Below are 26,546 nucleotides of genomic sequence, written 5' to 3'. Positions count from 1 at the left end.
GGCGCGCTGCCGGTGGGCTAAAAACGGGGCGGCCAGGATCCATCCCGGCACGGCCGCTCACTGCCTCGCCAGGATCGTTTTTATCCGGGCTTGACTGCCGTTTGGCGATCTCGCCAGCCTTCCGCGAACGATTGCTTCAGGTGCCGAAGGCGGTCCGCTATTGGTCTCGGACACAGAATGATCGCGACGAATCTCAGCACCGACAATTTGTCCGCGACCATCAAGTCGGTCCGGAAGCGCCATACGAGCGTTAAGATTTGAAACAGGCTAGCGCCGTTGCTTCGATGATACGTCAGGAACACCAGGCCCCGGCGAGAGAAGCAGCGTCTCGCTTGCAACTTGATTTCCTCACGGCGCAATCTGTCTTCAATACGTTCATCCGCCATACGTTCGATAAGATTCGTAATCTTCCGGCCATCGAACAAGATCTGCGCTACACCCAACTTGCTTGTCTCCGAGTCTTCATGAAAGTTGTAGGTCGCGCAGGCTTCATTGACAAAGCCCACCTCGTCTTGAAAGAGCAACGGTGCCCATGCTGCGACGTCAGCAGTGTGAGGAAAGTCGAGGGGAAATCCTCCCCTCGAACGCAATGCTTGGGTGCGCAGCAAAACGCAACACATCGTTACGTCTATCTGATCTGTCAGATATTCCGAAAGGACATCAATCCCGTCCCGAAGTCCTGATACGATCCGTTTACTTACGCGTGCCGGCTTGGTTCGCCCTGATGAGGACAGGCGAAAATTACTCAACGCGACCACAATCGGGACTTCGGAATGCATTGGGATAATATCAACGCAGCGATCGAGCAGAGATGGAGATATCCTGTCGTCATCGGAAACGAAAACCACGTAGTCGCCTGCGGCTGCTGCCAAACATGCGTTCCAGTTGGGGAGGAGGCCGATGTTTGTTTCCTGACTCAGCACCCGCAACCGTTTGTCATCGAACGCCCGCAACACCACAGACGTATCGTCCGTCGACGCGTTGTTCGAAACAAGCACCTCAATATTCTCGTAAGTCTGCGATAACGCCGCTTCAATGCACTCCCTGAGTAGACCGGCTCTGTTGAATGTTGGAATGGCAATTGTGACGAGCGGACGGCCTGCGGATTCGAGTGCAACTTCAGAGGATCGCATGCTCACTCCTGTCTCATAAAACCATCGATCACGTCAGGCTTTGTTGATGATCAAGTACGACTTGGGTATGAACAGGAATCGTTCAATGACCAGTTGCCCTTCGGGGAAAAGACTTCGAAATTCCTTTGCGGTCAGCAGGTTGATTTCGTCGAAGAATTGCCGAGTCAGCATTGCATTGCGCTGAACCAGTCCGAAAGGTGAGAACTTTGCGAGAGCCCGTCCGATAGGTCTCGGCAACCAATGCAAGAACGGCATCAAAAAGTGAAGTTCAAGCGGGAACGCCTTGGCGGGCGTTTGAATGATGTAATTTCTGGCAACTCGGCTGATCTCTCGCGCCAGCCCGACACGATCACCGGGTGGAACGTGTTCTATGACCGAATTGCAGACCAGTATATCTATCTCCTTGTCATCTACCGGGATGTGCTTTCCATCGTAGACTGTTGCCTGGATGTTGCCCGCCTCCCGTAAATTTGCGGCATCAAATTGACTGTCCAACGCGATATTGTAAATCATGATTTGCTTTGGCTGCATTTCCGATTTTACGAGGCTCCAGAAATGAAGCGAGCCACCGATGTCGGTTATCGATCGATTTTCGATATCCGGGAAGGCTCGTTTGATCCGCCGGGCGCGCGATATCCGAAACCGTGTCATGAATGGCGATATGACATTGAACCAGCCCGACATCGGTTACCTCCTGAGCTTCATTTGGATATCGCGGTAAGCTGCCGGCGCAGCCGGGACCGCTACTTGCCGGACAGTATTGCAGCAAGCCTTTCCTGAAATTGACGTCCATCAAGTCACAAACGACCGAATCTTGGGGTTAGTGCCGCATGCCCTGAGCCATGATTGCTGGGAATGAATTCGCCCTGGTGGCGTCGCGATCGAACTCGGCAATGACAAGAATGCAGCTCGATCTTATGAGGCCGGCGCCTGGTCGGTGCCCGGCATGGCGATCGCCGCTCGTCCCGGATTCGATCGCGACGGAGCCGATCGCATCCCGCGGTCGCGCACGCGCTTATTGAGTATTGTCAACTCGGCTGTTGGCGCGATCGGTAATCTTGGCTGGTGGGTGTAATCGCCATGCAGTTCAGCTATTGCAATTTCAGAATCTTATTCCTGCCACTCACCGTCGCTCGAAACGTCGCTCTGGGTTCCGCTATCTTTTTCTTGCTGACCTGCGCGGCGATTCACTTTTGTGCCGTCGCGGCAATTCCTGTTTCAGCGGACCCATCAAAGCCGCCACGCGATGATATTCCCGCAACAGGCTCACTGATTTCCGAGGCAATAAACCAGAACACTCCCGGTCAGAGCGAAGGCTACGCACTCGGAGTGCCGAGGAACTACGGCTGGTACAGGGGCTTGTACAAGCCACCCGGTTACAGTGCACCGCCTCCCCTCTTCACGGCCGTCACCGGATGGGGCCAAGTTTATCCAAGGTTGGGGGCACCTAGTTATTCAAATCCAAACGGCCGCATCATCATCGCCAACGCGAGAACCTACGTCCACCTCAACGCTACCGGCGAATGGATACTGGTGCAGAATCAGGCGACGGAGCGGATGGCGGGGGCGCATTTTGCCGCCGATTTTGGTAAGAAAGCGGTCATCCCAATGAAGATGAGCTTTCTGTCGGACGGTAGCGTGGCCATTGGTATCCCGCCGGCGGGACATAATGATCATTTCTGGCTAGCTCAGCGAGGCACGTATTCGGCCGGCAGTGTCGACGGCGTGTACGTGCAGATGGACATCAAAACGAATGATCCAAATCTGAAACTCGTTGCCAACGTTGGCGCCGATTGGTGGCGCGACGCGGCGGCCGCGTATGTACAAGGGTTTGAAAATAATCCAGGCGCAGGCATGAGCAACTGGGTTGAACTCTCGACGAAATGGTCCAGACTTCACTTCTATTCCTGGGGCAACTCGAAGTTGCGCGCCAACCCGCCTCCACCGCTCGCCGAATCCCTGCTTGAAAAGAAGCCTGCCGCTCTCCGAAGGCGCGCAAGCACGTCAACGCCTTGACCACAGCAGGCTGGCAACCGATCGACGCGCGAACGCAAGTGCCAAGATAATATGCTGCGGCCCGGCTTCCGGTCCACGCACATGCCGCCTCGATCGTCGTAGGTCCGATCGCGCATTGCGCGGTGCTGCTTTGTCAACGAGCACCGCCCGACAATGTTGCAGCACCGATGGAACTGGCAAGGCGCAATGAGTAACGATTTCAGCTCGAGCCCAAAACTAAAACCCCCGCGGCAACCGAAGAGGAAACAGCGGGGGCGATCAGATGGATGGGGCGAGGCAAGGTGTAACTTGGTGTCGCTCCAAGGACCTGCCCAAAGATCAAACCGCGGCGATACGGTTCCTGCAAGACGATATTATGAGCAGTCGCCCTCGACTGTATACGCGAAAGGCGGCGGACCGCGTCCGCGCAAGGTGGCGCCGTTCGGCAGAACGCAGAGACCAGGACACAACGCAACTCCGCAACAGAACCGGGATTCAAGCAGAAGTGGGCGGTTTGGCTCCGGATTGCCAATCAGACCTAACGATGCGTCAATTACACGCGCGAACTTAAGATCCAGCCTGAGCCAGGAAATCCGCGCGTCCCGGGCGGTAGAGGGGGCGAGACGGGGGTCATGCGCCTGCGGTAACCATCCAGCTCTATGACAATTTCTGACGGCGATGCGCTAATTACCCTGCTGTTGGCAACCGCCCCGTCAACCAGAAGGATAGGCAAGTCGATACCGCTTGGCGGAATCGAAGGAACCCAGTCCGCCTCAAACGAATTCGTCAACCAGATCAACGTACCCGTTCCGAGGGTCCATGCGTGGGTAAGTGCCGCCCATCCCAATGTGCCGTCTCCAAAGATACGGCTTGTGGCGATATACGAGACGCGAGGCCTCGAATTTGATCTTGGATAATAACGGCAGGGTGACAAATTGCCGCTCGCGTTGATCCGTGCCTTGTCCTCGTCGCTCCGCGTTCACCGGCGACCTGTACCGGCAAACACCTCAAGCCGATGAACCGGCTTCGTGATAGCCACTGTGTCTAACGGTTATCAGAAACCACCAGACTCGCAGATCAGGACATCATCAGGAAGGTGACCTCGGAACACCGCTTGCGCAGCACCCATGACGGCCAAGGCTAGTCACCCGTATCAGATTGCTCAATATTATTTAAGCTGGGATTCTCCCTTGAAATAAGCCTCTCGCCATCCCAAGGACGGACCGGGAATCATTTTTTAACTGACTTTTCGTGAGGGGCGCGTTCGCCGAGCGCGTTTTGACCTCAAGGAATCCCGCAGCGCAACCTCACGCCGCCAATTTTGGAAGTCCGTGGCGTCTTGCGGGGGAATTCGGCGGCGGCGCTCAACATGACATCACCGGACAACACCGGATTGTCGAATCACCCAGCGAGCCGGTAGATTCAGTTCTTGATTCTGTCGTTGCGTTTTGTCGCCGTGCTCAAAACACATTGACGACAAATTATCTTGCCAGCGTGATTTGCGATTCGGGACAGCGTGAGCGTGTGGCCGTGCTCGGGCATTATGCACGGTTTGTGGGCAGCTCCGCATCAATGCATCCGCGGACAATTAGGGGACAAAAGCACCAATGGCAATTTCACTCTCGGACATCGTCGCGCAGAACACGGTCGGCCAAAGCGAAGGACGTCCTGTTGGCGTTCCCACCAGCTGGGGATGGTACAGCGGGTTGTACAGGCCTGCCGGCTACAGCGCGGCACCCGCCAATTTCACCGCCGTCACCGGCTGGGGACAGGTTTACCAGAAAGCGGGAGCGCCCGCGTATTCGAATCCAAACGCGACGGTCGAAGTTGCAAATTCGAGGACCTATGTTCATCTCAAAACCACAGGCGAATGGGTACTGGTACAGAACCAGGCAACAAACCCGATAGCCGGAGCTCATTTCGTCAATGATTTTTCCGGGCAGGCCCGCGGAATGGAGATAAGCAGGCTGCCGAACGGCAACGCGATGCTTGATACCCCTCCAGGCGGATACAACGATCATTTCTGGCTAGGCGCACGAGGGGTCTACGGGGCTGGAACGGTCGATGCCGTCTATGTCCAAATGGACATGAGAGTGAGCGACCCAAATCTGCACCTCATTGCCAATGTTGGAGCGGACTGGTGGGTCGGTCCGAACGCCCCATTCCTAAGCGACATGAGTAATAATCCTGGCGCCGGCATGAGCAATTGGGTTGAACTCTCGACCGATTGGTCCACGCTGGGCTTCTATTCCACAACCACCGCCCAGTTTCTGGGAGATCTCCCTACTCCGCTGGTCGGGTCCACACCGGAGCCGGAAACGAAACCGACGATTACTTTGTTCTCGTCCGACAGCGGCACCGTGGGCGATCGAATCACCAATGACGATACTCTGACGTTCACAGGCACGGCGAAGGCCAGCGGCAAGATCAATGTGTATGATGGCGCGACCCTCATCGGCACAACAACGGCAAATGCGAGTGGAGCCTGGAGCTTCACAACCGCGAAGCTGTCCAATGCCACCCATAACTTCACAGCGAAGGCGACTGACAATACCAGCCTGACGTCGGCGACGTTGAGCGTAACGGTGGACGCGGTGGCGCCGGCTATGCCCAAGATTACCGCGTTCGTGCCGGACACCGGCATCGCGGGAGATGGGATCACAAACGCGAACCGTCTGACGCTGACTGGCACCGCGGAAGCGGGTAGTGTCGTCAGAATATTTGACGGCACCACGGAGATCGGCGCGGCCACGGCAAACACAAGCGGCGCCTGGCGTTTTGCAACTGTTCAGCTGTCGAACAGCACTCACAACTTTACAGCAAGAGCCAGAGATGCGGCGGGCAACACCGGTTCGGCATCGCTGGGGCTGACCGTAACGGTGGACGCATCATGGTCGCCGCAACCAGATACTGGGGAAAATCTGCTGGTGAATGGATCGTTCGAGATGTCGGCTGTTGCGGGAGGCAGATGGGCAGCCTTCAGCTCAATTTCTGGCTGGACGGCGGTGACCGGCGGCACAATCGAGTTGTGGAACAATCTTAACACCGTAAAGGCAACCGACGGTGTGAACTTCGGTGAACTCGATTATCTCGGCGCTCGTGACGGGTTCTACCAAACCGTAAGTACCGTTGCGGGACAGAATTACGAGCTTTCGTTCGACGCGCGCGCGCGGCCCGGGTTCACCAGCACAACCACGACAATTGAAGTCTTGTGGAACGATTCGGTTATCGCCATCGTCCCGCCGGGCAGCAGTTGGAAGACCTACCAGTTCGCAGTGACCGGCACCGGGGGACAGGACCGCCTCACGTTCCGAGAAGCGGCCGGCCAGGGCGCTGACGGGCTAGGCGCCCTTTATGACAATGTCAGCCTCGTCGCGACATCAACCGCCAGCATCGCTCCAAGTATGATGCAAGCCACCGATCAGGCGATGGGGCTCGTGACGCAATATTCGGCCGCAAGCTTTGTTGATTCCGGCCCTGGATTGGGCGCAGTATTGAGTGCGGCCGACACGCTAAGCATGCCCCCGCTACTAGCTAAGGCGCAGTAGAGAATAAGCCTCGGCGCGACGCGGCTCTCTGATTTCCGTATTCAGGAGCTGCCGATAGATAACGCCCGGATGTCTAGATTTTTTGCAGCCGCGTCCGCGCGCAGGTCCTATAATGAGATTATCATAGAATCATATTTCCCAACTGGCCTGGCAGGGACAAGGCAGGATGAACTGCGAACGCCTCAGACGATTAGCGATGCTCCTGGACGCCTATCGCGACAGCGGCATGCCTCGTTTCGACCTTCAAAGCTGGGGCGCATCCAAGACGCAGCGAGGTGGATTCCTGTGGTTGCGGCAGCACACGTGCGGTACGGCGGCATGCGCTGTGGGCCTCGCGTGCGGTTCTGGCGTATTTGCAGCAGAGGGGCTGACTTATAGCTCGGACGGAAGTGGCGGACTTACCCCGATGTTCGGCGAGTTCGAAGGTTGGAACGCAGTGAAATCTTTCTTTGATCTTGAACAGGATCAAGCCGTCAGGCTGTTCGCCGAACATTCCTATGACGTGACGCAAGGCGAGGCCGCAGCCCAAGCCGTGGCAGCACGAATCCGTGAGACGATAGCAGCTCACGACGTGTCGGCGCGACAGCCGCACCGAGAAGCTATAGGTGGGCTGGATGGCCCGGAGTAATCGGTGCGCAAGGCGCCTTCATTTCGTTGCGAGCATCGGCGACTGCGTATGACCGCTCTCATGGTACCGCTTGCGATAGGGTCTTGCTTTGCACGGTGCCGAGGCTCGCGGTTCGGGAATTGAGCGCTTGCCGAATACGGGCCGCACCGGACGCCCCACCAGATGGGCTTCAGGCCCGTCCTCAAGCGCACGGCGATAAACTCGAAGCGCGCCATCGACCGCCTGAACTGTCCGGTCGATGTCGTCGTTGGAATGGGAGTAGCTCACCACCAACGATGGGGCGAGCACGCCCCGGCGGATAGTTTCCTGCAAGAACAAGGTGCGAAACACCTGGGATGGTACGCCGTCCCTGTTGCGGCAATAGGCCAGAGTTGAGAAACCTCAAGTTTATCGCATGAAAGCCCTGCCTGGGCTTCCTGGCGACGACGCCGAGCGCGGTCGTCGAGCCAATCCACCCATAGCGATGCCGGTGATCATGACGACGAAGAGGAACGCGATGTCCGGATGCGAGGGCCATGGGATCAGCCGAAGGTGCGGCAACACCCACTGCCGGAACATGCGCAAGATTGTAGCAAGCGGGGCTGAAGACGTCGTGTGGTAAGGGGGCTCAGGACGGCTAGACGCAAATGGCGCCAGCATCTACGAGAGTGCCGAGCAATTGGATGGCATCGGGGTTGATCCCCTGCCTTACGACAATCTCTAGATCGGGTGGGGCAAGGATTGCGAACTGGCGACCCGCTTCGTACGCATATGGATCGACAACTACGTCATCGTCGTCGAATCGCGGACGAATATGGCACCGGCCCTCGGCAAAGCCGCGCTGGAAAGCTGCGGTACTCATGAACGCTTCTGGCGAGAGATAGATGCCGTCGGCTTGGCTCAAGGTCGCTACCCTTCCGTGGCAAAGGTCCAATGACGTAGGCGCATCGATAAGTATTGACGGCTCGCGCCGTCAATACTTATTCGTAACGTACTCCTGATTTCGTTCTCGAAATGGGAACGAAAACAACAAAATCGAAGGTTTCGACACCCCAAACTGGCATCGTAAACACGGCGTCAACGCACGAAGTTATCAATAGTCAAATTCCAGGATCCTGATCCGAAACCTTGGCCGATTTGATAAAGGTCAAATCTGACGGCAACTGGCCTACTCTATCGAGCAACTACCGCGTCACAAATCCAGCGACCTGACAGGACATCGGTTTGAAACTCTTACAGACGAAGGCCTTCTGGGTTTTTATTTCCAAGCCCGATAAAGCTTTGCCCGGAGCCGCCGACATGACTGGTTCTCAGTGATCGCAAACGATCGGCAATCCGACTGTAGCGCGCCCCGCATCAGTTGATGGCCGGGCTGCGCGGCCCTTGCGCGCAGCTGCATCTCGTGTTTGCTCACCAGGTCGTCTGGCTTCGTCTTCACTCGGTGCCGATTGGTATCTCTCGTTCACGCGCGAGAGCTACGAACTAATGCAGGATCTGGTCGAGGAATGTCCTCGCCCGCTCGGACGCCGGATGATTGAAGAAGTCTTCCGGAGCCGCTTGCTCGACGATCTTTCCCTCATTCATGAATACGATCCGGTCCGCGACCTCACGGGCGAAGCCCATCTCGTGGGTGACGCAGAGCATGGTCATGCCCTCGTCCGCCAGCTTCTTCATCGTTTCCAGTACTTCCTTGACCATTTCCGGATCAAGCGCCGACGTCGGCTCGTCGAACAGCATGATCTTCGGCCGCATGCAGAGCGCGCGAGCGATGGCGACGCGCTGCTGCTGTCCGCCCGACAACTGCCCCGGAAACTTTTCGGCTTGCTCCGGGATCCGAACCTTGGTCAGGAAGTGCATGGCGATGTCCTTCGCCTCTTCCTTCGTCATGCCGTTCACCGTCATCGGCGCCAGAATGCAGTTTTCCAGCGTCGTCATGTGCGGGAACAGGTTGAAGCTCTGGAACACCATTCCAGTGTCCCGCCGGATGGCGTCGATGTTCTTGCGCTGATCATCCAGCTCGGTGCCGTTGACGTAGATCAGCCCCTGGTCGTGCTTTTCGATATGATTGATGCACCGGATCAGGGTCGATTTCCCCGAACCGGACGGGCCGCAGATCACGATCTTCTCGCCACTGGCCACCTTGAGATCGATCTCGTTCAAGGCTGTAAATTCGCCGTAGTACTTGTAGACCGCCTCCATCCGAACCGCGGCCACCTCACCTTTGCGGGGCTGCCCCTGTACATCGTCAATATCGGTTGCCATCGATGCGTTTCCTTAAGTGGCGCGCGAATCGGAGCTGCTCCTCGCGACCGGAGCTCCGTTCCTCGCAACAACAACCTCCCCTCGACACGTTCATGCTCTGGCCTCGAGGCCGGCTTGCGTCGGCGGCACTGTTGCGTTGGCTCTTCGCGATCTTGTCGCGCTCGAACGGCCAAAGTGCTTTTCAAGACGGCGCTGAGCCACATCCCAGACCGAGGTGAGGATCAGGTAATAGGCCGTGGCGGCCGCATAGACTTCGAGAATCTGAAAATGCTCCTGCATCAGCATGTCGCTTCGGCGCATGATTTCCTCGACCGAGATGACAGAGGCGAGCGACGTCGCCTTCAGGAGCGAATTGATGGAGTTGCCGAGCGGCGGGATCATCAGGCGAAAGGCTTGCGGAAGCGTAATACGCCGGAACGTCACCCATCTCGACAGACTTAGGGCCCAGGCGGCTTCGCGCTGCCCGGCAGCCACCGCCATGAAACCGCTGCGAACGATTTCCGCAAGATATGCGGCTTCATTGAGGATCAATCCAACCAGGGCGCAGGTGATAACGCTGAACTTGATGCCGAGCTGCGGCAGGCCGCTGTAGATCACCACGAGTTGGATCAATAGCGGCGTGCCGCGAAAGAACCAGATGTAGAACCGGGCGAAGCCGCTGAGCGCAGGGTTGGATGACATCCGCATCAGCGCAATGCCCATCCCCAGAATGAGCCCGCCAACGACGCCCGCAACCGTCAAACCGATGGTGACGAGCACGCCCTTCATCAGGAAGAAATTGAAAAAGTAGTCGACGCTGGCCGCCAGATTGAAATGGGTCATCGGGTCGTCTCCATGTGTCAGGCCGGACCGGGGCCGACGATTGCAAGCGCCTGATCGATCGGCTGGCTGAACCAGTTCATCTGCCAGCTGCTGGCTTCGAAGGCGGATGGCTTTCCGATCAGATACCGTTCGGCAGCAATTTTTGTGCCGCCGTCGGGAGCTACGATATCGATGAAGGCTTCGTCGGACATGATGGCATCCTCAAGTCGGGCGAATGTCGCCGGCGCGGCGCGCGGCGCCGAGCGTCGTTGCGATGTCGTCGTAAAGTTCGGGCAGAACCGGCAACAGCGGTGGCCTCGGACCTGCGTTACGGATCAGGCCGAGTTCTTTAAGGCCCACTTTCATGCGCGTATGCATGTCAACGATCGGTGCCGGACCGTAAATCGCCTTGACGATCGGATAGAGGCGCTCGTTCACGGCGCGCATCGCCTTGAGGTCGTCGGCGATCGACGCCTGCCAGAGTTCGATAAACAGATGCGGCGCCAGGCTGACGAGCCCGGACAGGATGCCGTCGCCACCGACAGCGAGCTGCGGCAAGAACCAGTTGTAATTCGAAGGCAAGACCGCGACCTCCGGATCGACTTTTTTCACGGCCCGCCGGTTCTCGTCATAGGCGAGCATCGTATCGCTGCCTTCCTTGACGGCGATCACGCGGTCGATGGCCGCCATTTCGGCGAGCGTCTGCGGCGAATAACCAAATCCGGACGCCACCGGATACTGGAAGATAGACACCGGGATTGCGATTGCCTCGCTGACCGACCGCACAAAGATAACCGGCGCGCGCGACGTGGCGGATGCACCGCCGCCGAGCGCGGCAAGCGGGAACAGGACCGCGCAATCCGCACCTGCGGCCTCGGCGAGCCGAGCCTGGCTGATGGCGTCGGCGGTCGAGTGCGCGATGATGCCGGCAAGCAGCGGCTTCTCGCCGATATGGGCCCGGGTCCGCGCGATCACCGCCTGACGCTCTTCGTCCGACAGCGAGGCGCCCTCGCCCGCATGCCCGTTGACAAAGACGGCCGCGATGCCCTCCGGGCAGGCGCAATAATCCAGCAGCCGGGCATAGCCTTCCCAGTCGATCGTCAGGTCGTCGTTGAATGGCAGCACGGTGGCTACCGTGACGCCGCGCAGATCGAGTTTCTTCATCCCATCACTCATGATCGCTCGCGCCGTGGAACCGCGTTGTGCCTGTGACGAGCTACTGCGATCATATGCACGCCCCTTTCTCAGCCGGCGACCTGCCTTGATGAAACCATCGCCCCTGGCCAGACCAGTCCGAACTTCGCCACCAATGCCCGCGCGGCCGCGTCCTGCGGGGCCGGCAATGGCAGACGCGGCGGACGGGGCACGCCGACAGAAAAGCCCATATGGCCAAGCAGCGCTTTGGTGCCGGCGACGTAAGCCTGGCCGCCGACGAATTCGATCACCGGCAAATAATCGAGATAGAGCTTGCGCGCCGCATTGATCTCCCCTTCATCGGCGACGAGGCTGAAGATGCGCGCCATGGCCTGGGGCACCACGTTGGAGGCAACCGCTACCCAGCCCTGCGCGCCCTCCACGAAAGATTCGAAGCCGAGGATGCCGCCGAATACGGTCATCCGGTCACCACACAGCCGGATGATGTCGCGAACGCGCGTCACCTCGAGCGTCGACTCCTTGATGTAAAGACAGTTGTCGATCTCGGCGAGCCGCGCCACCAGTGCCGGCTTGAGATCGACATTGGCAGTCGCGGGATTATTGTAGACCATGATGGGCAACGAGATCGCATCGGCCACGGTCTTGTAGTGATGGACGAGCTCGTCGTCGGTCGGCGTCGAATAGAACGGTGGAATGATCATCACGCCGTCGGCGCCCAATTTTTCGGCACGACGGCTGAGGCGCACCACCTCTCGCGTATCCTCCGCACCGGTCCCGATCAGCACCGGCACACGACCCGCCGCCTGGGCAATGACCGTTTCGGCCACCAGAATTTTCTCGTCGTCATCGAGCGACAGGAATTCGCCAGTCGAGCCGAGCGGAATCAGCCCGTGGATCCCCTGCTCGATCTGCCAATCGACGAAGTCCCGCAACGCCTCGGCATCGACCTCGCCGGCCGGCGTGAACGGCGTGATCATGACTGTGTAGGTGCCGCGAAATGTCTTCATCCAGGACTTCCAGTTGCTCAACGTGAACCCGAGCAGCGGCCCTATCGTGGGCCACCGCAATGCTGCAAACGATTGCAGTATTGGCGTTGATTTGGGCAAGACCCATCTCAAATTTAGGCTTGCGCACGTAATTTTCTGCCCATACTGTTTTGCAATCGTTTCCATTCTAACGGCAGGATTGATGAGCGTCACGCTCAAAGATGTGGCACTGGCGGCCCGCGTTTCGATCAGCACAGCCTCGCGCGCGCTAGGCGGCAGCGGATTGACGAGCGAGCGCACCCAGCAGCGCCTGACGCGCATTGCGCGCGAGCTCGGTTACCGTCCCAACCCGATCGCACGCGGACTGAAAACCGGACAGTCGCGGCTGGTGGGGCTTTTGGTCCACAACCTCGCCAATGCGTCGTTCCAGGTGATGGCCGAGGTGGTGCAGGCGCGGCTGAAGGCGCTCGGCTACCAGATGCTGCTGTGCATCGCCGGCGATGATCCGCAGCTGGAAAGCGATACGCTGACGACACTTGCCGACCATCGCGTCGATGGACTGATCGTCGTGCCCACGGGCAAGAACGGCGCCCGCCTGACAGCGCTGGCAAATGAAATCCCGATCGTCTGTCTGGTGCGCCGCGACGACGAGACAGACCTCGAGACCGTACTTGCCGACGATTCAGAAGGTGCATACGTGGGCACGCGCTACCTCATCGAGCTCGGGCATAGACGGATCGGGATCATTGTCGGCCGTCCAGATACAACATCAGGACGGGAACGACTGTCGGGATATGTCCGCGCATTGCGCGAAGCGTCTGTCCAAGTGGACGACACGTTGATCCATGCCGGCCATTTCGAGCCGGAAACCGGCGCCGCCTCCTGTCGCAAGCTGCTGGATCTCGCCGAGCCCCCCAGTGCGATCTTCGTCGCCAACCACGAAGCGACGCTCGGCGTCCTGCGCGTGATCGCCGAACGTGGCCTGTCGATTCCCGATGATCTCTCGTTGCTCTGTTACGAGCATTCGCCCTGGTTCGAGTGGCATCGCCCGGCCATCAGTATCGTCGACAACGGCGCGAGCGACCTTGCCAACCTCGCCGTCGACCGCCTGCTGCACCGCATGGACGCCAAGGGCAACGGCGCCGATGGCGTGCGCGAATATCGCGTCGGCGCCCGGCTGGTGAAGCGCGATTCCTGCCGCCCGTTCGATCCGTCCCCACGCAAATCCTCCGCAACCAAATCGTCCAGAGCGAAGGCCTGACCGATGCCCTATGTCGAAATCCTTGCGCCGCCTGCCCCGCCTCAAAGCAAGGCCGCGTTGGCAAAATCCATCACCGACGGCCTGATGTCGAGCTTCGGCGTCGGCGCGGAGACGATCACGCTCTATTTCCTGCCGATCGCTCCCGACGACTATGCCCATGCCGGAGAGATGGGACCACAAGGCACCGGCCAGCGTATCCTGCTCAAGGTGCACGCGTTCCGCCGCAGCGAGGCCGAGCGCCGTGCCGCCGCGGCTGCGCTGACGCGAAGCGTCTGCAACGCCTATGGCGTGCCGGGGGCCGATGTCGCCGCGTACTTCTTCGACCGCGAGAAGGACGAGGTCGCCCACGATTCCAAGCTCGCCAGCGACTGAGGGAAGCGACACGCCATGGACCGTTTCTACACCGAGGACCAGAAAGCGCTGCGCGACACCGCGCGTCGCTTCGCTCAGGCCGAGATCCTGCCGCGCGCGGCGGCGATCGATCGCGACGACCGCTTCGACCGCTCGCTCTACAGGGGCATGGCCGACCTCGGCCTGTTCGGCATCTGCCTGCGCGAAGGTGCCGGCGGCGCAGGGCTCGACGCGGTCGCGGCCTGCATCGCCATGGAAGAGCTGGCGCGGTGTTCGGGCGCGGTGGCCAACGCTTTCGCCATTCCGGTCGAAGCGGTGCTGTTTTTCGACCAGCACGGTACCGAGGCGCACAAGGCGCTGATTCCGCAGATCCTGAGTGGCGAGATTATCCCCGCCACCGCCGTCTCCGAACCCGACCACGGTTCCGATGTCGCCGGCATCAGGACATCAGCGGTGCGCGACGGCAACGGCTGGCTGCTCGACGGCACCAAGGCCTGGGTGACGCTCGGCGGCGTCGCCGACCGCATCATGGTGTTCGCCCGCACCGGCGCCGAGTCCGGACACCGCGCCATCTCCTGCCTGCTCGTCGATGGCAAATTGCCGGGCATCGCGCGCGGCAAGAATGAAGAGCTTCTGGGCATGCACGGCCTGGAGGATTGCCAGATCACCTTCTCCGGCGTGCGCCTGCCGGCCGACAGCGTGATGGGGCCGGAGAACCAGGCCTTCAAAATGGCCATGAGCAACTTCAATTTCAGCCGGTTGATGATGGCGGCGATGGCGCTCGGCATGGCACAGGCCGCGTTCGAGGATGCCACCGCCTACGCCAGGGACCGCAAGCAGTTCGGCCAGCCGATCATCGGTTTTCAGGCGATTCAATTCATGCTGGCCGACATGGCGACCGACATCGCCGCCGCCCGCCTTCTGATCCACCACGCCGCGCGCCTGCACGACGCCCGCGAACCGATCGCCAAGGAAGCCGCGCAAGCCAAGCTGTTCACCACCGACATGGCGATGAAGCACGTCTCCAACGCGCTGCAGATCCATGGCGGCAACGGCTATTCACGCGATTACCGCATTGAGCGGCTGTTCCGCGACGTGCGCCTCGCGCAGATTTACGAGGGCACCAACCAGATCCAGCGCCTCATCATCGCCCGCCAGGTCGAGAAGGAGGCCGCATGACGCCGAGCGTGCAACCGTGCTGAGCATCATCACCGCGACAGAGGCCGCAAGCCTGATCCGCGACGCCGATACGCTGATCGTCGGCGGCAATGGCGGCACCGGCGTGGCGGAAGCCGTTCTCGATGCGCTGGAGCAGCGTTTCCTCGGCGGCGGCGGGCCGCACGGATTGACGCTGATCAACATCACAGGCGTCGGCGCGGTGACCGAGAAGGGTCTATGCCATCTCGCGCATGAAGGCCTGATCGCGCGGGTGGTCGGCGGCAATTTCGGGCTGCAGGTGCCGTTCATGCGCCTGGTGCGCGACGAGTTGATCGACGCCTACAACTTCCCCCAGGGCGTGATGAGCCAACTCTGCCGCGCCATGGCCGCGAAGCATCCCGGCGTGCTCACCCATGTCGGCCTCAACACCTACATGGACCCGCGCCAGGACGGGGGGCGCATGAATGCACGCACCACCCTGCCGCTGGTCGACCTCCTCGAGCTGCACGGACAATCATGGCTGCTCTACCGCGCACCATCGGCTCCCAACGTCGCCATCATCCGCGGCACCTCGGCCGACGAAGACGGCTATGTCAGCATGGAGCACGAAGGTACGACGCGCGAGGATCTCTCGATCGCACAGGCCGTACACAATGCCGGCGGCACCGTGATCTGCCAGGTGAAACGGATCGTCAAGCGCGGCTCGATCCATCCGCAGATGGTCAAGATCCCCGGCTTCCTGATCGACCACGTCGTGCTCGAACCCGGACAGATGCAGACCTACGGCACAGTCTACGATCCCGCCCGCTGCGGCGAGACCCGCGTGCCGTTCGCGATGATCGTGCCAGAGCCGCTCACCGAACGGCGGGTGATCGCCCGCCGCGCCGCCTTCGAGCTGCGCCCGCGCGACGTGGTCAATCTCGGGGTCGGAATCTCCGCGATGATCCCCAATGTCGCAGCCGAGGAAGGCATCGCGGATCTGATCACCCTGACCGTGGAATCCGGCGTGGTCGGCGGCGTACCGGGCCATGCGCGCGAGTTCGGCACCGCCATCAATCCCCGCGCCATTCTCGATCAGGCCTACCAGTTCGATTTCTACGACGGCGGTGGCCTCTCCTGCGCCTTCCTCTCGTTCGCGGAAGTCGACGAGATGGGCAATGTCAATGTCACCCGTTTCGGCGACCGCCGCGACGGCTCTGGCGGCTTCATCGACATCACCCAGAACGCCAAGCGGCTGATCTTCAGCGGCACCATGACCGGCGGCAAGTTCGACATCGCCGTCGAGAACGGGCGGCTGGCAATCCGCCGCGACGGCGCCTTCCGTAAATTCGTGCCGCACGTTGGGCAGATCAGCTTCAGTGCCGGTCTGGCCGCGCAGCGCGGCCAGGAAGTCTCCTACGTCACCGAACGCGCGGTGTTTCAGCTGGAGAATGGGGGCATCACGCTGACCGAGATCGCCCCGGGCGTACGCCTGGAGCAGGATGTGCTGGCGCATATGGGTTTCCGGCCGCGCATCAGCCCTGACCTCAGGGATATGGACCCGCGCATCTTCCGGCCCGGGCCAATGGGAATCGGCCAGAGCTTCGTTGAGCTGCCGGCCCGCCCTCGCAAGGTCGCCTGAGGACACGCCATGGAAACCACAGCCACCGCGCCGATCAATCTCCGCTTTGAAGATATCGAATCCGGCACGCAGTTCGAGAGCGCGGCACACACGGTGACGCCGGCCGATATCGCGGCCTTCGCAGACGTCACCCGCGATCATCATCCGCTGCATGTCAACGCTGCTTACGCGAAATCCCGCGGCTTCCCGGCAGTGATCGCGCACGGACTCTATGGCCTGTCGCTGATGGAAGGGCTGAAGTCGGAGCTGAAGCTCTATGAGGAGACGTCAGTCGCCTCGCTCGGCTGGGACGGCGTGCGCTTCAAGGCGCCGGTGGTCGCTGGCGACCGGCTGCGCGTGCGATTCCGCTTCGTCGAGAAGCGGCCGACCCGCAACCCCGCGCGCGGCGTCGTCATCGAAGCACTCGAGCTGATCAACCAGCGCGACGAGGTGGTGACGGAAGCCCGCCATACCTCGCTGATCCTGACCCGCCAACCCGATTGCGCATCCGCCTCGCCGGACGCGTCATAACGAGACAACGAAAAGACGACCAGACCCGGGAACGCCGCCTCACCTATTCACTTTTACACAGGGGTTCACGTCATGCGACTTCTCAATATCTTCTCCGCTCTGGCCGTGCTGATCGGCCTCGTCCCAACAGCCCACGCCCAGAACTGCACGCCAAAAGTGCCGGCATCGAGCCTGATCGAAGCCGGCAAATGGCAGATGTCGATCAATCCGACCCTGCCACCGCAGCAGTTCATCGACGACAAGGGCGAACTGCAGGGGCTCAATGTCGAACTGGCGCGCGAAATCGCCAAACGCATCTGCATCGAGCCGGTGTTCCTGCGGATGGATTTCCCGCCAATGATTCCGGGTCTGCGCTCCGGCCGCTTCGACGCCATCAACACCGGTTTGTTCTGGACCGAGGAGCGCTCGAAGATGCTGTACCTCGTGCCCTACGCGCAGCAGGCGATCAGCATCTATACCGATCCTGCATCCAGCCTGAAGCTGGAGAGGTTCGAAGATCTCGCCGGCCGCGTCGTCGGCGTCGAGTCGGCGACCTACACCGAGCGCAAGGCGCGCGAGTTCAGCGCCGCGATGGTGGCCAAAGGGCTCAAGGAAATCGAGTTGCGCACGTTCACGACCGTCACCGCGACCTCGGCAGCCTTGCGCGCCGGACAGCTCGAGGCAGCGCTCAACATCAACGAGACCGCCAACTCGCTCGAGCAGCGCGGCATCGCCAAGATCTGGGTCAGGGACATTGCCGGCACCGACATTACCTTCGCCTTCCGCGACAAGCTGCTGGCGCAGGCGGCGGCAGATGCGCTGACGGCCATCCGCACCGACGGCACCTATGACAAGCTGTTCGACAAGTTCGGCATGACCAAGCTGAAAGCCACCACTTTCGTCATCCGTGGCGACGGTCCCACCAACTGACGGCAAGCGCTGTCGCAAGCCGCGGCAGCGCTGCCCGGCGAGCAATCCGCAAACCGACCCGACGGGAGCGCGACATGACATTCGACACCATCATCCGCGGCGGCACAGTGGCGACGGCGTCCGACACGTTCGCCTGCGATGTCGGGATATCGGACGGACGGATTGCAGCACTCGGCCACGACCTCGGCGATGCGGGACAGACTATCGATGCTACCGGCCGGCTGGTCCTGCCCGGCGGCATCGACAGCCATGTCCACTTCTCCCAGCCGAGCGGGCCGGGCATCGTCATGGCCGACGATTTCGAAAGCGGGACCCGTGCCGCCGCCTTCGGAGGCAACACCACGGTGCTGCCGTTCTGTCTGCAGGAACGCGGACAGAGCCTGCGGCAGGCGGTGCGGGACTATCACGCCAAGGCTGACGGCAATTGCTACATCGACGTCAGTTTCCACCTTATCATTTCGGACCCGACCGAACAGCTCCTCGGCCAGGAGCTCCCGGCCCTGATCAAGGATGGCTACACCTCGTTCAAGGTATTCATGACCTATGAGGATCTGGCGCTCAGCGATCGCCAGATCCTCGAGGTGATGTCGGTTGCCCGCGAGACCGGCGCGCTGGTCATGGTCCACGCCGAAAATTTCGATGCTATCCGTTTCCTCACCGATCGTCTGGAGCGAGGCGGCCGTACCGCGCCTCATTTCCACGGCGCATCCCGGCCGATTGTCGTCGAACGTGAAGCCACCCATCGCGCCATCGCCCTCGCCGAGCTGATCGACGTTCCGGTGATGATCGTCCACGTCTCCAACCGCGAAGCGATGGAAGAAGTCCGTCGCGCCCAGCAGCGCGGCCTCAAGGTGTTTGGTGAAACCTGTCCGCAATATCTCGTCTTGACCGAGAAGGACATGGAGGGGCTCAACATGGAGGGCACCAAATACGTCTGCAGCCCACCGCCACGCGATGTCCCAAGCCAGATCGCGTGCTGGGAAGGATTGCAGCAAGGCACCTTCAGCGTTTTCTCCTCCGACCATTGCGCATTCCGTTACGATACGACCGGAAAACTCGCCCCGAAAGGCCGCACCAGCTTTCGCTGGGTGCCGAACGGGATTCCCGGCGTCGAGACGCGGCTGCCGATCCTGTTTTCGGAAGGCGTGGTCAAGGGGCGCATCGATCTGAACCGGTTCGTTGCGCTCTCGGCGACCAACCATGCCAAGACCTACGGCCTCTATCCGCGAAAGGGCACGATCGCGATCGGCTCCGATGCAGATATTGCGATCTGGGATCCGGCGCGCGAGGTGACGATCAGCCAGGACATCCTGCATCACGGACCCGATTACACGCCCTATGAGGGCCTCCGCGTCACCGGTTGGCCCGTGACCACACTGGTGCGTGGTGAGGTCGTGGTCGCGGATGGCACCCTGGTCGGCCGCAAGGGGGCCGGCCAGCATCTGGCACGCGACCCTTCGCAGTTCGCCTCCGCCCGCGACTAACGCGACCCGCCTGACCTCGAAACAATCGACTCATGGCCGCCAAGTACACCGGGCTCAACTTCGGCCACCCATTGCCCGGCCGTCGGCATTCAGCCAAATGTGCAATTCTTGGATTCGAGGACCTTGCCGATGCCGGACAGTTCGAGAATATCGCCGCCCGCCTTGAGCGCCTTCATCACGCCCGCTTCCTTCTCCTCGCGCGCGGCCGACTTGGCGCAAACGTCCGCAATATTCTCCCTCGGCACCACGACCACGCCGTCGTCGTCAGCACTGACGATGTCGCCGGGCCGGACGGCGATGCCGCCGATGACGATCGGCTGGTTGATATAACCGAGGGTTTCCTTGACGGTCCCCTTCATGCACAGGCCGTAGCAGAACACATTGAAGCCGGTGGCGCGCACCGCCGGTCCGTCGCGCACGCCGGCATCCGTCACCAGTCCGACAATTCCCTTGGCGACGCACGCGGTCGACAAGACCTCGCCGAAGCCGCCCTGCTCGGGATGGTCGCCCGCGCTTACCACGAGGACGTCGCCCGGCTTGGCCAGCGAGATCGCGGTGATGAGCATCATGTTGTCGCCAGGGTGACAGCTGACGGTGAATGCCGGCCCGCAGGCGCGCATGCCGGGATAGATCGGCTTGATCCGGGACGTCAGCGCACCGGACCGCCCCTGCGCTTCGTGAAGGGTGGATGGAGCAAACGGCTTGATACGTTCCACGAGTTCGACGGCGGGCCGCTCGAATGTTCTGATAACGTGAACCATGGTACCTCCCAGGCGCGCGCAATGCCTGCGCTGAGACTCCCTTAGTCAACCGGGTCCCATTGGACAAATTCATATTTCGGGATTGCCGCATCGTATTTCGTTATGCGTCTTCGGCGAGGTCGCGCGGCGCCCTGCTAAGACGACTCCGGTGAGTGCGTCTTTTGAAAGGACGGCGCGGCCGGATTGACCCAGGTCCCTGCAATGATCTCCAGCAGGATCTTGTAAACGGCAAACGCGGCATCGGACAGGCCGACATTATCCGAGATGCACAGGGACATCTGAAGCGAGGCCGCCGACGCGTCGATCCGCCGGACGCAGAGATCTTCGGCGTTCGGCAGGACCGCGGCAATCGTCTCGGGCAGGACTGTCGCACCCATGCCGGCTGCGATCGCCGACGACAGGGTCGATCGCGACTGAATCTCGGCGACGATCCGCGGGCGCGCTCCAGCCTCGGCGCAGATCCGCTCGACCGCCTGCCGCAGGAAGGATTCGGGCGGGGGAAGCAGCAGGTCGATTTCGGCCAGTTCCAACGCCGAGATGTCCGCCGAGTGCGCCTGCTCCGGGAACATGGCGCGCGGCGCAACGAGATGGAAATGCTCCTGCAACAGTGGCTTGTAATCGAGGCCGGTTACGGGACGATCGCCGTAAAGAACAGCGATATCCATACTGCCCTTGAGCATCAGCTCACTGAGCGTTACGCCGAAGCTGTCGAAAATGCGCAGGACGATACCGGGAAAGCGCTCGTGCACCCGTGTCAGAAGCGGTGTCGCAAGCAAAGCCGCAGAGCTCAAAGGCGCCAGCCCGATGGTCACGTTCCCGGTTAACTCCGGCTTGTTGTCGAGAATGCTGCGGCGCGCCTCTTCGATCTGCCGCTGAACGGACTTGGCGTATCGATAGAGGATCTGTCCGGCCTCGGTAGGTTTGACCCCGCGGGCACTCCGGATCAGCAGTTTCCGCTTAAATTCCAATTCCAGGCTTGCGATATGCTGGCTCAATGCGGGCTGCGCGACACTGAGCAACTTCGCGGCGCGCGTCACGCTACCAAGGTCCACGACTTTAATGAAGGCTTCGAGGCGTCGCGTATCCAATACAGGGTCCCCAAGTAAATCGAGCAACAGATCGTGGCGGCAGTAATACGCTGGCGCTATGGGACTAGAGCGAAACGTTCTTACCATTTGGAACTGGCCGGGCATATAGGTAACCCTGCACAGCCGTCCATTCGCGTTGCAACCGACGCCAATGCAGGCTGGATGGCCGCAAGGAGCCGTGCGGATGGCATTTTCAGACTACCGAACGGCGGTGGTGACGGGCGCATCCTCGGGGATCGGGGCCGCGACGGTCCGCCGCCTGAGCGCGGAGGGCCTCGAAGTTCACGCAGTGGCGCGCGATGCGGGCCGGCTGAAGGCGTTGTCGGCCGAGACCGGATGCCGGGTGCACGCGGTGGACGTCGGCGACCTGGACGCCCTGACAGCGCTGGCCAAGTCGGCCGAGTTCGACGTGCTGGTCAACAATGCCGGCCAGTCCCGGCGTGGCAACATTCTGGATACGACACCCGATGACGTCGATGCGCTGATCGACGTCAATTTGCGGGCCGTGCTGCATCTGACGCGGCTGATCGTGCCTGGCATGGCGAGCCGAGACCGCGGCCACGTGGTCAACATCTCCTCCATCGCCGGCCATTACGCCTTCGGCGGTGGCAATACCGTGTACCACGCGACCAAGGCGGGCATCCATTCGCTGTCGCAGCAATTGCGTGTCGATCTCTACGGAACCAGGGTGCGCGTCACCGAGGTATCGCCGGCGCGTGTGGAGACGGAGGTCTTCGGACGGCTGCTCGGCGATCTCGCAGAAGCCAAGCGTCGCTTCTTCGACGACTATGATGCGCTCCAGCCGGAGGACATTGCCAATTCCATCGCGTTCGCCGTGGGATCGCCGGCACGCATGAACGTCGCATTCATGGAAGTACTGCCTACCCAGCAGGTCGTCGGCGGTCTCAACTTCGCACAGAGAAATCGGGAAACAGCAACGTGACGCAGAATAGCCTCGAACCCGAAACGCTGCGGCCGTAGAGCGGCGATCATGGACCTCGCCAAAATCGAGCAATTGGCCGATCTTGTCTCGCGATCCCGCATCGCGGAGTTGGACCTCACGCAGGACGGAACGAGGATTCGGATCCTGAAGAACCCCGCGCCAGGTCCGCTCGCCGGGGACCTGACGGCCCCCGCCTCACCCGGCACCGCGGATCGGGAGTATCAGGAGGCACACGCCGCTACGCTCGAAACGAAACCGCAGCCGGAAGCTTCTGACGTCGCCGACGTCATCGTGCCCGCACCGATGCACGGCGTATTCCACCAGGCTGCGGCGCCGGGCGCGCCGCCGCTCGTCGAAGTCGGTGCCAGCATCGAAGCCGGCCAGAACATCTGCGTCATCGAGGCCATGAAGACTTTCATCGGTGTCGTCGCCGAGACCCCGGGCACCGTCGTCGCAATTCTTGCGGAGAACGGCGACGAGATCGAAGCAGGGCAGCCCCTGTTTCGGATCCGTCCTGCGGGCACCTCGTGATGTTCGACAAGGTCTTGATCGCCAATCGCGGCGAGATCGCCCTGCGCATCCAGCGCGCCTGTCGCGCGATGGGGCTTCAGACCATCGTCATTCACTCGGAGATCGACCGCGACGCCCGCTATGTTGCGCTCGCGGACCAGGCACTCTGTATCGGACCGGCCTCGGCGAGCAGAACCTACCTGAATGCGGCGGCAATCCTGCTCGCCGCCGAGGTCAGTGGCGCTCAGGCGATTCACCCCGGCTATGGATTCCTGTCGGAGAGCGCAGAGTTCGCCGACCAGGTGGCGCAGGCCGGCCTCACCTTCATTGGCCCTCCCGCGGATTGCATCCGTACCATGGGCGACAAGGTCGCGGCCAAGCGCGCCATGCGGGAGGCTGGCGTCCCTTGCGTGCCCGGGCCGGACAGCGCCCTGCCAGACGATCCGGTAGAGGTGCGCGCGACAGCTCGGCAGATCGGGTACCCGGTCATCATCAAGGCGGCAGGCGGCGGCGGCGGACGCGGCATGCGCGTCGTACGCGGCGAGCATGAACTGGATGATGCCCTCACGCTGACGCGCTCGGAAGCTGCTCAGGCCTTCACGAACGCAGCCGTCTACATCGAGAAATTCCTCGAAAAACCGCGCCATATCGAGATCCAGGTTCTGTGCGACCAACACGGAAACCACCTCTGGCTCGGCGAGCGCGACTGCTCTCTTCAGCGCAGGAACCAAAAGGTCGTCGAGGAGGCCTCCGCCCCCGGCCTCGATCGCGCTCTGGTCGAGCGTGTCGGGCAGCGCTGCGTCGAAGCCTGCCGGCGGATCGGTTACCGCGGCGCCGGTACGTTCGAATTCCTCTACCAGGACGGCGCATTCTTCTTCATCGAGATGAACACGCGCGTCCAGGTGGAGCACCCGGTCACGGAAATGACCACGGGATTGGATATCGTGAAAGAGCAGATCCGCGTCGCGCGCGGTGAGCCGTTATTGATCTCTCAGGCGGACATCGCATGCAGCGGCCACGCGGTCGAATTCCGTATCAACGCCGAGGACCCGGCGACCTTAGCGCCTTCATCAGGCACGGTGAGCCGCTGGGACGTTCCCGGCGGCATCGGCATCCGCGTCGATTCGCACATGGCCGCCGGCGCCATCGTTCCACGTCATTACGATTCGCTGATCGGCAAGCTGATCGCCCACGGCAAAACCCGCGAGGAGGCATTGGCCCGCGCTCGGATCGCGCTCTCCGAGTTGCGCGTCGATGGCGTCCTGACCAATGTGCCGTTGCATCAGGAAATTCTGAATGATCCGACGTTCCGTCAGGGCGGCTATGACATCCACTACCTTGAGCGTTGGATCACCGCGCGGGCGACAAGGATATGACGGCGCCTGACCGTCCGCGGATCAGCCTGCTCGGAACTACCGCGATCCTGTTCGAGGCGCCTGGGACTTTCGACCTGCCGCATCAGCGGCGCATCTGGGCCTTGGCCGCAGCGGCCTCGAAGTGGCCGGGAATCCGCGAGGCGATCCCAGGAATCACAAACCTGATGCTGACCTTCAAAACCCCGCCCCAAGCGGTCGACTCCCTCGTCTCGGCGCTCAGCGACGGATGGGACGACGCGCAGGAGTTCGCGATTGACGGCCGCGAGATCGAGCTTCCGGTAACCTATGGCGGCGAGATCGGATCCTCACTCCAAACCGTTGCCGATCACGCCGGCCTGTCTATCGATGACGTCGTATCGATCCATGCGGCTCCCCTCTACACCGTGTTCGCGTTGGGTAGCCATCCCGGATATTGCTATCTCGGCGGAATGGACCCGCGAATAGCCATACCCAGACGCCAGACGCCGCTGCAGCGCACCGCAGGCGGCTCGGTCTCCATCGGCGGTTCACAAACCGGCGTATCCGCATCACCGGGGCCCAGCGGCTGGCATGCGATCGGGCATACGACGTGGACGTTCTTCGATCCATCGTGGCCGACGCCGGCCGCGCTCGCACCGGGTGACACCGTCAGGTTCAAAGTCGATCGGGTGATGCGTTGATCGAGATCCTGTCCGTCCTCGGCCCCGCCAGCGTCCAGGATCTGGGGCGGTTCGACCAGTACCGGTTCGGGGTCGGCACATCAGGGGCGATGGACGACATCGCGCTGCGTGCCGGCAACATCCTCTTGGCGAACGACGAGAATGCCGCCGGGATCGAAATCCCGATGACGCCCTTCAAGCTGCGCTTCGGCCGCGATACAGCCTTCGCACTCACGGGTGCCGACGTCGGCGCCGACATCGGCGGACGCGCGATCCCGCCATGGTGGAGATCACAGGCTCGCGCCGGAGACGTGCTCAGCCTGAAGGCGACGATCCGCGGTGCACAAAGCTACCTCGCCGTATCCGGCGGCATCGACGTTCCCGTGGTCCTGGGATCGCGCAGCACGCAATTGCGCGGCGAACTCGGCGGCCTTCACGGACGGTCGCTGCAGCCCGGCGACGTTCTGCCCTGCGGCGCGCCCGACCCCTCCGCCTGCATCGGTGAACTTGGCACCGAGCCGGCCGATATCGCCCTTGCCCGGCCGAACACGCCGGCGGGCGTCACGGTCGTCAGGGTGGTGATCGCCGGCGAGCACGACATGTATGACAATGCCGCACAGGATCTGTTCTGGCGCTCCGACTGGAAGGTCACGCCCCAGCGCAACCGTTACGGCTATCGCCTCCAGGGACCGCCCGTGATGCCGATCTCGCCGATCGAGAAACGATCTCACGGCATCGTGCCGGGCGTCATCCAGATTCCGCCCAACGGCCAACCCATCATCCAGATGCGCGATGCCCAGACTTCCGGCGGCTATCCGAAAATCGCGACCGTCATCGAGGCCGATCTCTGGCGTGTCGCGCAGACCGGCCTCGGCGGCAAGCTGCGCTTCGTGCAAACCTCCTACGCGGATGCGCTCGCAGCGCAGGGCGAGGTGTCCGGCTATCTGGACAAACTCAGAGTAAACGTTCGTCGCCTCGGGGAGCTTCGAAAATGCCGATAGACACGACAGACATCGAACGCCTGGCGCAGATCCTGGAGCGATCCGGTCTCGCATCGATCGAGATCGAGGAAAGCGGACTTTCGTTGAAGCTCGTCATGGAGACGGAGAAGCCGACGGCGTCTTCGTCCATGCTCGTCGCGCCTGCCGGGCGCTCTCATCAGACCGCCGTCGTCGCGAAAGCGGATGTCGCGGGAATCTTCATCGCCGTCCATCCATGGCGGGAGAAGCCATTCGTCGAACCCGGCCAGGCGGTCAAAGCCGGCGCGATCGTCGGCCTCGTCAAGATCGGGCAGCTTTACGTGCCTGTACTATCGCCGGCCGCAGCCACCGTCGATTCAATCGTCGCGGAACCAGGCGCGACCGTCGGTTACGGAACGCCGATCGTCAGCTTTCGAGCCGTCGCTTGAACCGGGGGGCTGGACACAAAATTTCGAAAACAACCCCATGC

The 26,546-nt window shown here is 61.4% G+C and carries 26 protein-coding genes and 1 pseudogene; 16 read left to right on the top strand and 11 right to left on the bottom strand.

Going from position 1 to position 26,546, the window contains the following annotated elements:
- Nucleotides 1-80: 80 nt before the first annotated feature.
- Together JQ567_RS04880 and JQ567_RS04875 are read right to left on the bottom strand one after the other, a co-directional pair.
- Nucleotides 81-1,133, bottom strand: a complete 1,053-nt coding sequence (locus JQ567_RS04880; protein WP_212437743.1) for a glycosyltransferase family A protein — start codon at nucleotides 1,131-1,133, stop codon at nucleotides 81-83.
- 33 nt (nucleotides 1,134-1,166) lie between these two features.
- Nucleotides 1,167-1,817 (bottom strand): class I SAM-dependent methyltransferase, encoded by a 651-nt coding sequence (locus JQ567_RS04875; protein ID WP_212437742.1) that lies wholly within the window; start codon nucleotides 1,815-1,817, stop codon nucleotides 1,167-1,169.
- A 396-nt stretch (nucleotides 1,818-2,213) separates the two neighbouring features.
- Here JQ567_RS04875 and JQ567_RS04870 point away from each other — a divergent pair, with 396 nt between their 5' ends.
- The 3 genes from JQ567_RS04870 (at nucleotide 2,214) to JQ567_RS04860 (ending at nucleotide 7,304) form a co-directional block, all read left to right on the top strand.
- Nucleotides 2,214-3,149 carry a hypothetical protein gene (locus tag JQ567_RS04870; RefSeq protein WP_212437741.1) on the top strand — a complete coding sequence of 312 codons (936 nt, stop codon included), beginning with the start codon at nucleotides 2,214-2,216 and terminating at the stop codon, nucleotides 3,147-3,149.
- 1,586 nt (nucleotides 3,150-4,735) lie between these two features.
- Nucleotides 4,736-6,676, top strand: a complete 1,941-nt coding sequence (locus tag JQ567_RS04865) for an Ig-like domain-containing protein (RefSeq protein ID WP_212437740.1) — start codon at nucleotides 4,736-4,738, stop codon at nucleotides 6,674-6,676.
- Between the two features lie 166 nt (nucleotides 6,677-6,842).
- Nucleotides 6,843-7,304: a hypothetical protein gene (locus tag JQ567_RS04860; RefSeq protein ID WP_212437739.1), complete on the top strand. Its 462-nt coding sequence runs from the start codon at nucleotides 6,843-6,845 to the stop codon at nucleotides 7,302-7,304.
- A gap of 18 nt (nucleotides 7,305-7,322) precedes the next feature.
- Here JQ567_RS04860 and JQ567_RS38045 read toward each other — a convergent pair.
- From JQ567_RS38045 to dapA, 7 genes and pseudogenes are all read right to left on the bottom strand, one after another.
- Nucleotides 7,323-7,652: pseudogene (locus JQ567_RS38045) on the bottom strand (hypothetical protein); the annotation flags it as partial.
- A 268-nt stretch (nucleotides 7,653-7,920) separates the two neighbouring features.
- Nucleotides 7,921-8,187 carry a hypothetical protein gene (locus JQ567_RS04855; protein WP_212437738.1) on the bottom strand — a complete coding sequence of 89 codons (267 nt, stop codon included), beginning with the start codon at nucleotides 8,185-8,187 and terminating at the stop codon, nucleotides 7,921-7,923.
- A 578-nt stretch (nucleotides 8,188-8,765) separates the two neighbouring features.
- Entirely contained in the window at nucleotides 8,766-9,545 is a 780-nt protein-coding gene (locus tag JQ567_RS04850) for an amino acid ABC transporter ATP-binding protein (RefSeq protein ID WP_212437737.1), read from the bottom strand.
- A 90-nt stretch (nucleotides 9,546-9,635) separates the two neighbouring features.
- Nucleotides 9,636-10,367, bottom strand: coding sequence for an amino acid ABC transporter permease (locus JQ567_RS04845; RefSeq protein ID WP_212437736.1), 732 nt, complete (start codon nucleotides 10,365-10,367; stop codon nucleotides 9,636-9,638).
- A gap of 17 nt (nucleotides 10,368-10,384) precedes the next feature.
- Nucleotides 10,385-10,558, bottom strand: coding sequence for a hypothetical protein (locus tag JQ567_RS04840; RefSeq protein ID WP_212437735.1), 174 nt, complete (start codon nucleotides 10,556-10,558; stop codon nucleotides 10,385-10,387).
- 10 nt (nucleotides 10,559-10,568) lie between these two features.
- Entirely contained in the window at nucleotides 10,569-11,510 is a 942-nt protein-coding gene (locus tag JQ567_RS04835; RefSeq protein WP_249165248.1) for a dihydrodipicolinate synthase family protein, read from the bottom strand.
- Between the two features lie 80 nt (nucleotides 11,511-11,590).
- Nucleotides 11,591-12,508 (bottom strand): 4-hydroxy-tetrahydrodipicolinate synthase, encoded by a 918-nt coding sequence (gene dapA, locus JQ567_RS04830; RefSeq protein WP_212437733.1) that lies wholly within the window; start codon nucleotides 12,506-12,508, stop codon nucleotides 11,591-11,593.
- A 22-nt stretch (nucleotides 12,509-12,530) separates the two neighbouring features.
- On the opposite strand from dapA, the gene JQ567_RS04825 reads away from it, so the two are divergent.
- From JQ567_RS04825 to hydA, 7 genes are all read left to right on the top strand, one after another.
- On the top strand, nucleotides 12,531-13,748 hold the full coding sequence (locus tag JQ567_RS04825; protein WP_312017353.1) for a LacI family DNA-binding transcriptional regulator: 1,218 nt from the start codon (nucleotides 12,531-12,533) through the stop codon (nucleotides 13,746-13,748).
- Between the two features lie 3 nt (nucleotides 13,749-13,751).
- Entirely contained in the window at nucleotides 13,752-14,120 is a 369-nt protein-coding gene (locus JQ567_RS04820) for a tautomerase family protein (RefSeq protein ID WP_212437732.1), read from the top strand.
- Between the two features lie 15 nt (nucleotides 14,121-14,135).
- Nucleotides 14,136-15,278, top strand: a complete 1,143-nt coding sequence (locus tag JQ567_RS04815) for an acyl-CoA dehydrogenase family protein (RefSeq protein ID WP_212437731.1) — start codon at nucleotides 14,136-14,138, stop codon at nucleotides 15,276-15,278.
- A 16-nt stretch (nucleotides 15,279-15,294) separates the two neighbouring features.
- Nucleotides 15,295-16,878 carry a CoA-transferase gene (locus JQ567_RS04810; protein WP_212437730.1) on the top strand — a complete coding sequence of 528 codons (1,584 nt, stop codon included), beginning with the start codon at nucleotides 15,295-15,297 and terminating at the stop codon, nucleotides 16,876-16,878.
- A gap of 9 nt (nucleotides 16,879-16,887) precedes the next feature.
- Nucleotides 16,888-17,388 carry a MaoC/PaaZ C-terminal domain-containing protein gene (locus JQ567_RS04805; RefSeq protein WP_212437729.1) on the top strand — a complete coding sequence of 167 codons (501 nt, stop codon included), beginning with the start codon at nucleotides 16,888-16,890 and terminating at the stop codon, nucleotides 17,386-17,388.
- A 72-nt stretch (nucleotides 17,389-17,460) separates the two neighbouring features.
- Nucleotides 17,461-18,297 (top strand): transporter substrate-binding domain-containing protein, encoded by an 837-nt coding sequence (locus tag JQ567_RS04800; protein WP_212437728.1) that lies wholly within the window; start codon nucleotides 17,461-17,463, stop codon nucleotides 18,295-18,297.
- 74 nt (nucleotides 18,298-18,371) lie between these two features.
- Nucleotides 18,372-19,781 carry a dihydropyrimidinase gene (gene hydA, locus JQ567_RS04795; protein WP_212437727.1) on the top strand — a complete coding sequence of 470 codons (1,410 nt, stop codon included), beginning with the start codon at nucleotides 18,372-18,374 and terminating at the stop codon, nucleotides 19,779-19,781.
- An 89-nt stretch (nucleotides 19,782-19,870) separates the two neighbouring features.
- Here the strand turns inward: hydA and JQ567_RS04790 are convergent, their stop codons facing one another.
- Nucleotides 19,871-20,542 (bottom strand): 4-carboxy-4-hydroxy-2-oxoadipate aldolase/oxaloacetate decarboxylase, encoded by a 672-nt coding sequence (locus tag JQ567_RS04790; protein ID WP_212437726.1) that lies wholly within the window; start codon nucleotides 20,540-20,542, stop codon nucleotides 19,871-19,873.
- Nucleotides 20,543-20,676: 134 nt separating this feature from the next.
- The gene (locus JQ567_RS04785) at nucleotides 20,677-21,630 is read right to left on the bottom strand and encodes a LysR substrate-binding domain-containing protein (RefSeq protein WP_212437725.1); all 954 of its coding nucleotides are present in this window, start codon (nucleotides 21,628-21,630) and stop codon (nucleotides 20,677-20,679) included.
- 184 nt (nucleotides 21,631-21,814) lie between these two features.
- Here JQ567_RS04785 and JQ567_RS04780 point away from each other — a divergent pair, with 184 nt between their 5' ends.
- Genes JQ567_RS04780 through JQ567_RS04755 form a run of 6 tightly spaced genes read left to right on the top strand, consistent with a single transcriptional unit; the run spans nucleotide 21,815 to nucleotide 26,505 of the window.
- On the top strand, nucleotides 21,815-22,573 hold the full coding sequence (locus JQ567_RS04780; RefSeq protein WP_212437914.1) for an SDR family oxidoreductase: 759 nt from the start codon (nucleotides 21,815-21,817) through the stop codon (nucleotides 22,571-22,573).
- A 48-nt stretch (nucleotides 22,574-22,621) separates the two neighbouring features.
- Entirely contained in the window at nucleotides 22,622-23,104 is a 483-nt protein-coding gene (locus JQ567_RS04775; RefSeq protein WP_212437724.1) for an acetyl-CoA carboxylase biotin carboxyl carrier protein subunit, read from the top strand.
- The gene (gene accC / locus JQ567_RS04770) at nucleotides 23,104-24,459 is read left to right on the top strand and encodes an acetyl-CoA carboxylase biotin carboxylase subunit (protein WP_212437723.1); all 1,356 of its coding nucleotides are present in this window, start codon (nucleotides 23,104-23,106) and stop codon (nucleotides 24,457-24,459) included. The genes JQ567_RS04775 and accC overlap by 1 nt, the downstream gene beginning before the upstream one ends.
- Nucleotides 24,456-25,118 carry a 5-oxoprolinase subunit PxpB gene (pxpB, locus tag JQ567_RS04765; protein ID WP_212437722.1) on the top strand — a complete coding sequence of 221 codons (663 nt, stop codon included), beginning with the start codon at nucleotides 24,456-24,458 and terminating at the stop codon, nucleotides 25,116-25,118. Before accC ends, pxpB begins: the two co-directional genes overlap by 4 nt.
- Nucleotides 25,115-26,098, top strand: coding sequence for a biotin-dependent carboxyltransferase family protein (locus JQ567_RS04760; RefSeq protein WP_212437721.1), 984 nt, complete (start codon nucleotides 25,115-25,117; stop codon nucleotides 26,096-26,098). The genes pxpB and JQ567_RS04760 overlap by 4 nt, the downstream gene beginning before the upstream one ends.
- Nucleotides 26,089-26,505, top strand: coding sequence for an acetyl-CoA carboxylase biotin carboxyl carrier protein subunit (locus JQ567_RS04755; protein WP_212437720.1), 417 nt, complete (start codon nucleotides 26,089-26,091; stop codon nucleotides 26,503-26,505). The genes JQ567_RS04760 and JQ567_RS04755 overlap by 10 nt, the downstream gene beginning before the upstream one ends.
- Nucleotides 26,506-26,546 lie beyond the last annotated feature (41 nt).

Source organism: Bradyrhizobium sp. AUGA SZCCT0431 (assembly GCF_018131065.1).
Lineage (GTDB): Bacteria > Pseudomonadota > Alphaproteobacteria > Rhizobiales > Xanthobacteraceae > Bradyrhizobium.
The sequence above is the reverse complement of the archived record's forward strand: the minus strand, read 5'-3'. Positions and strand labels throughout refer to the sequence as shown.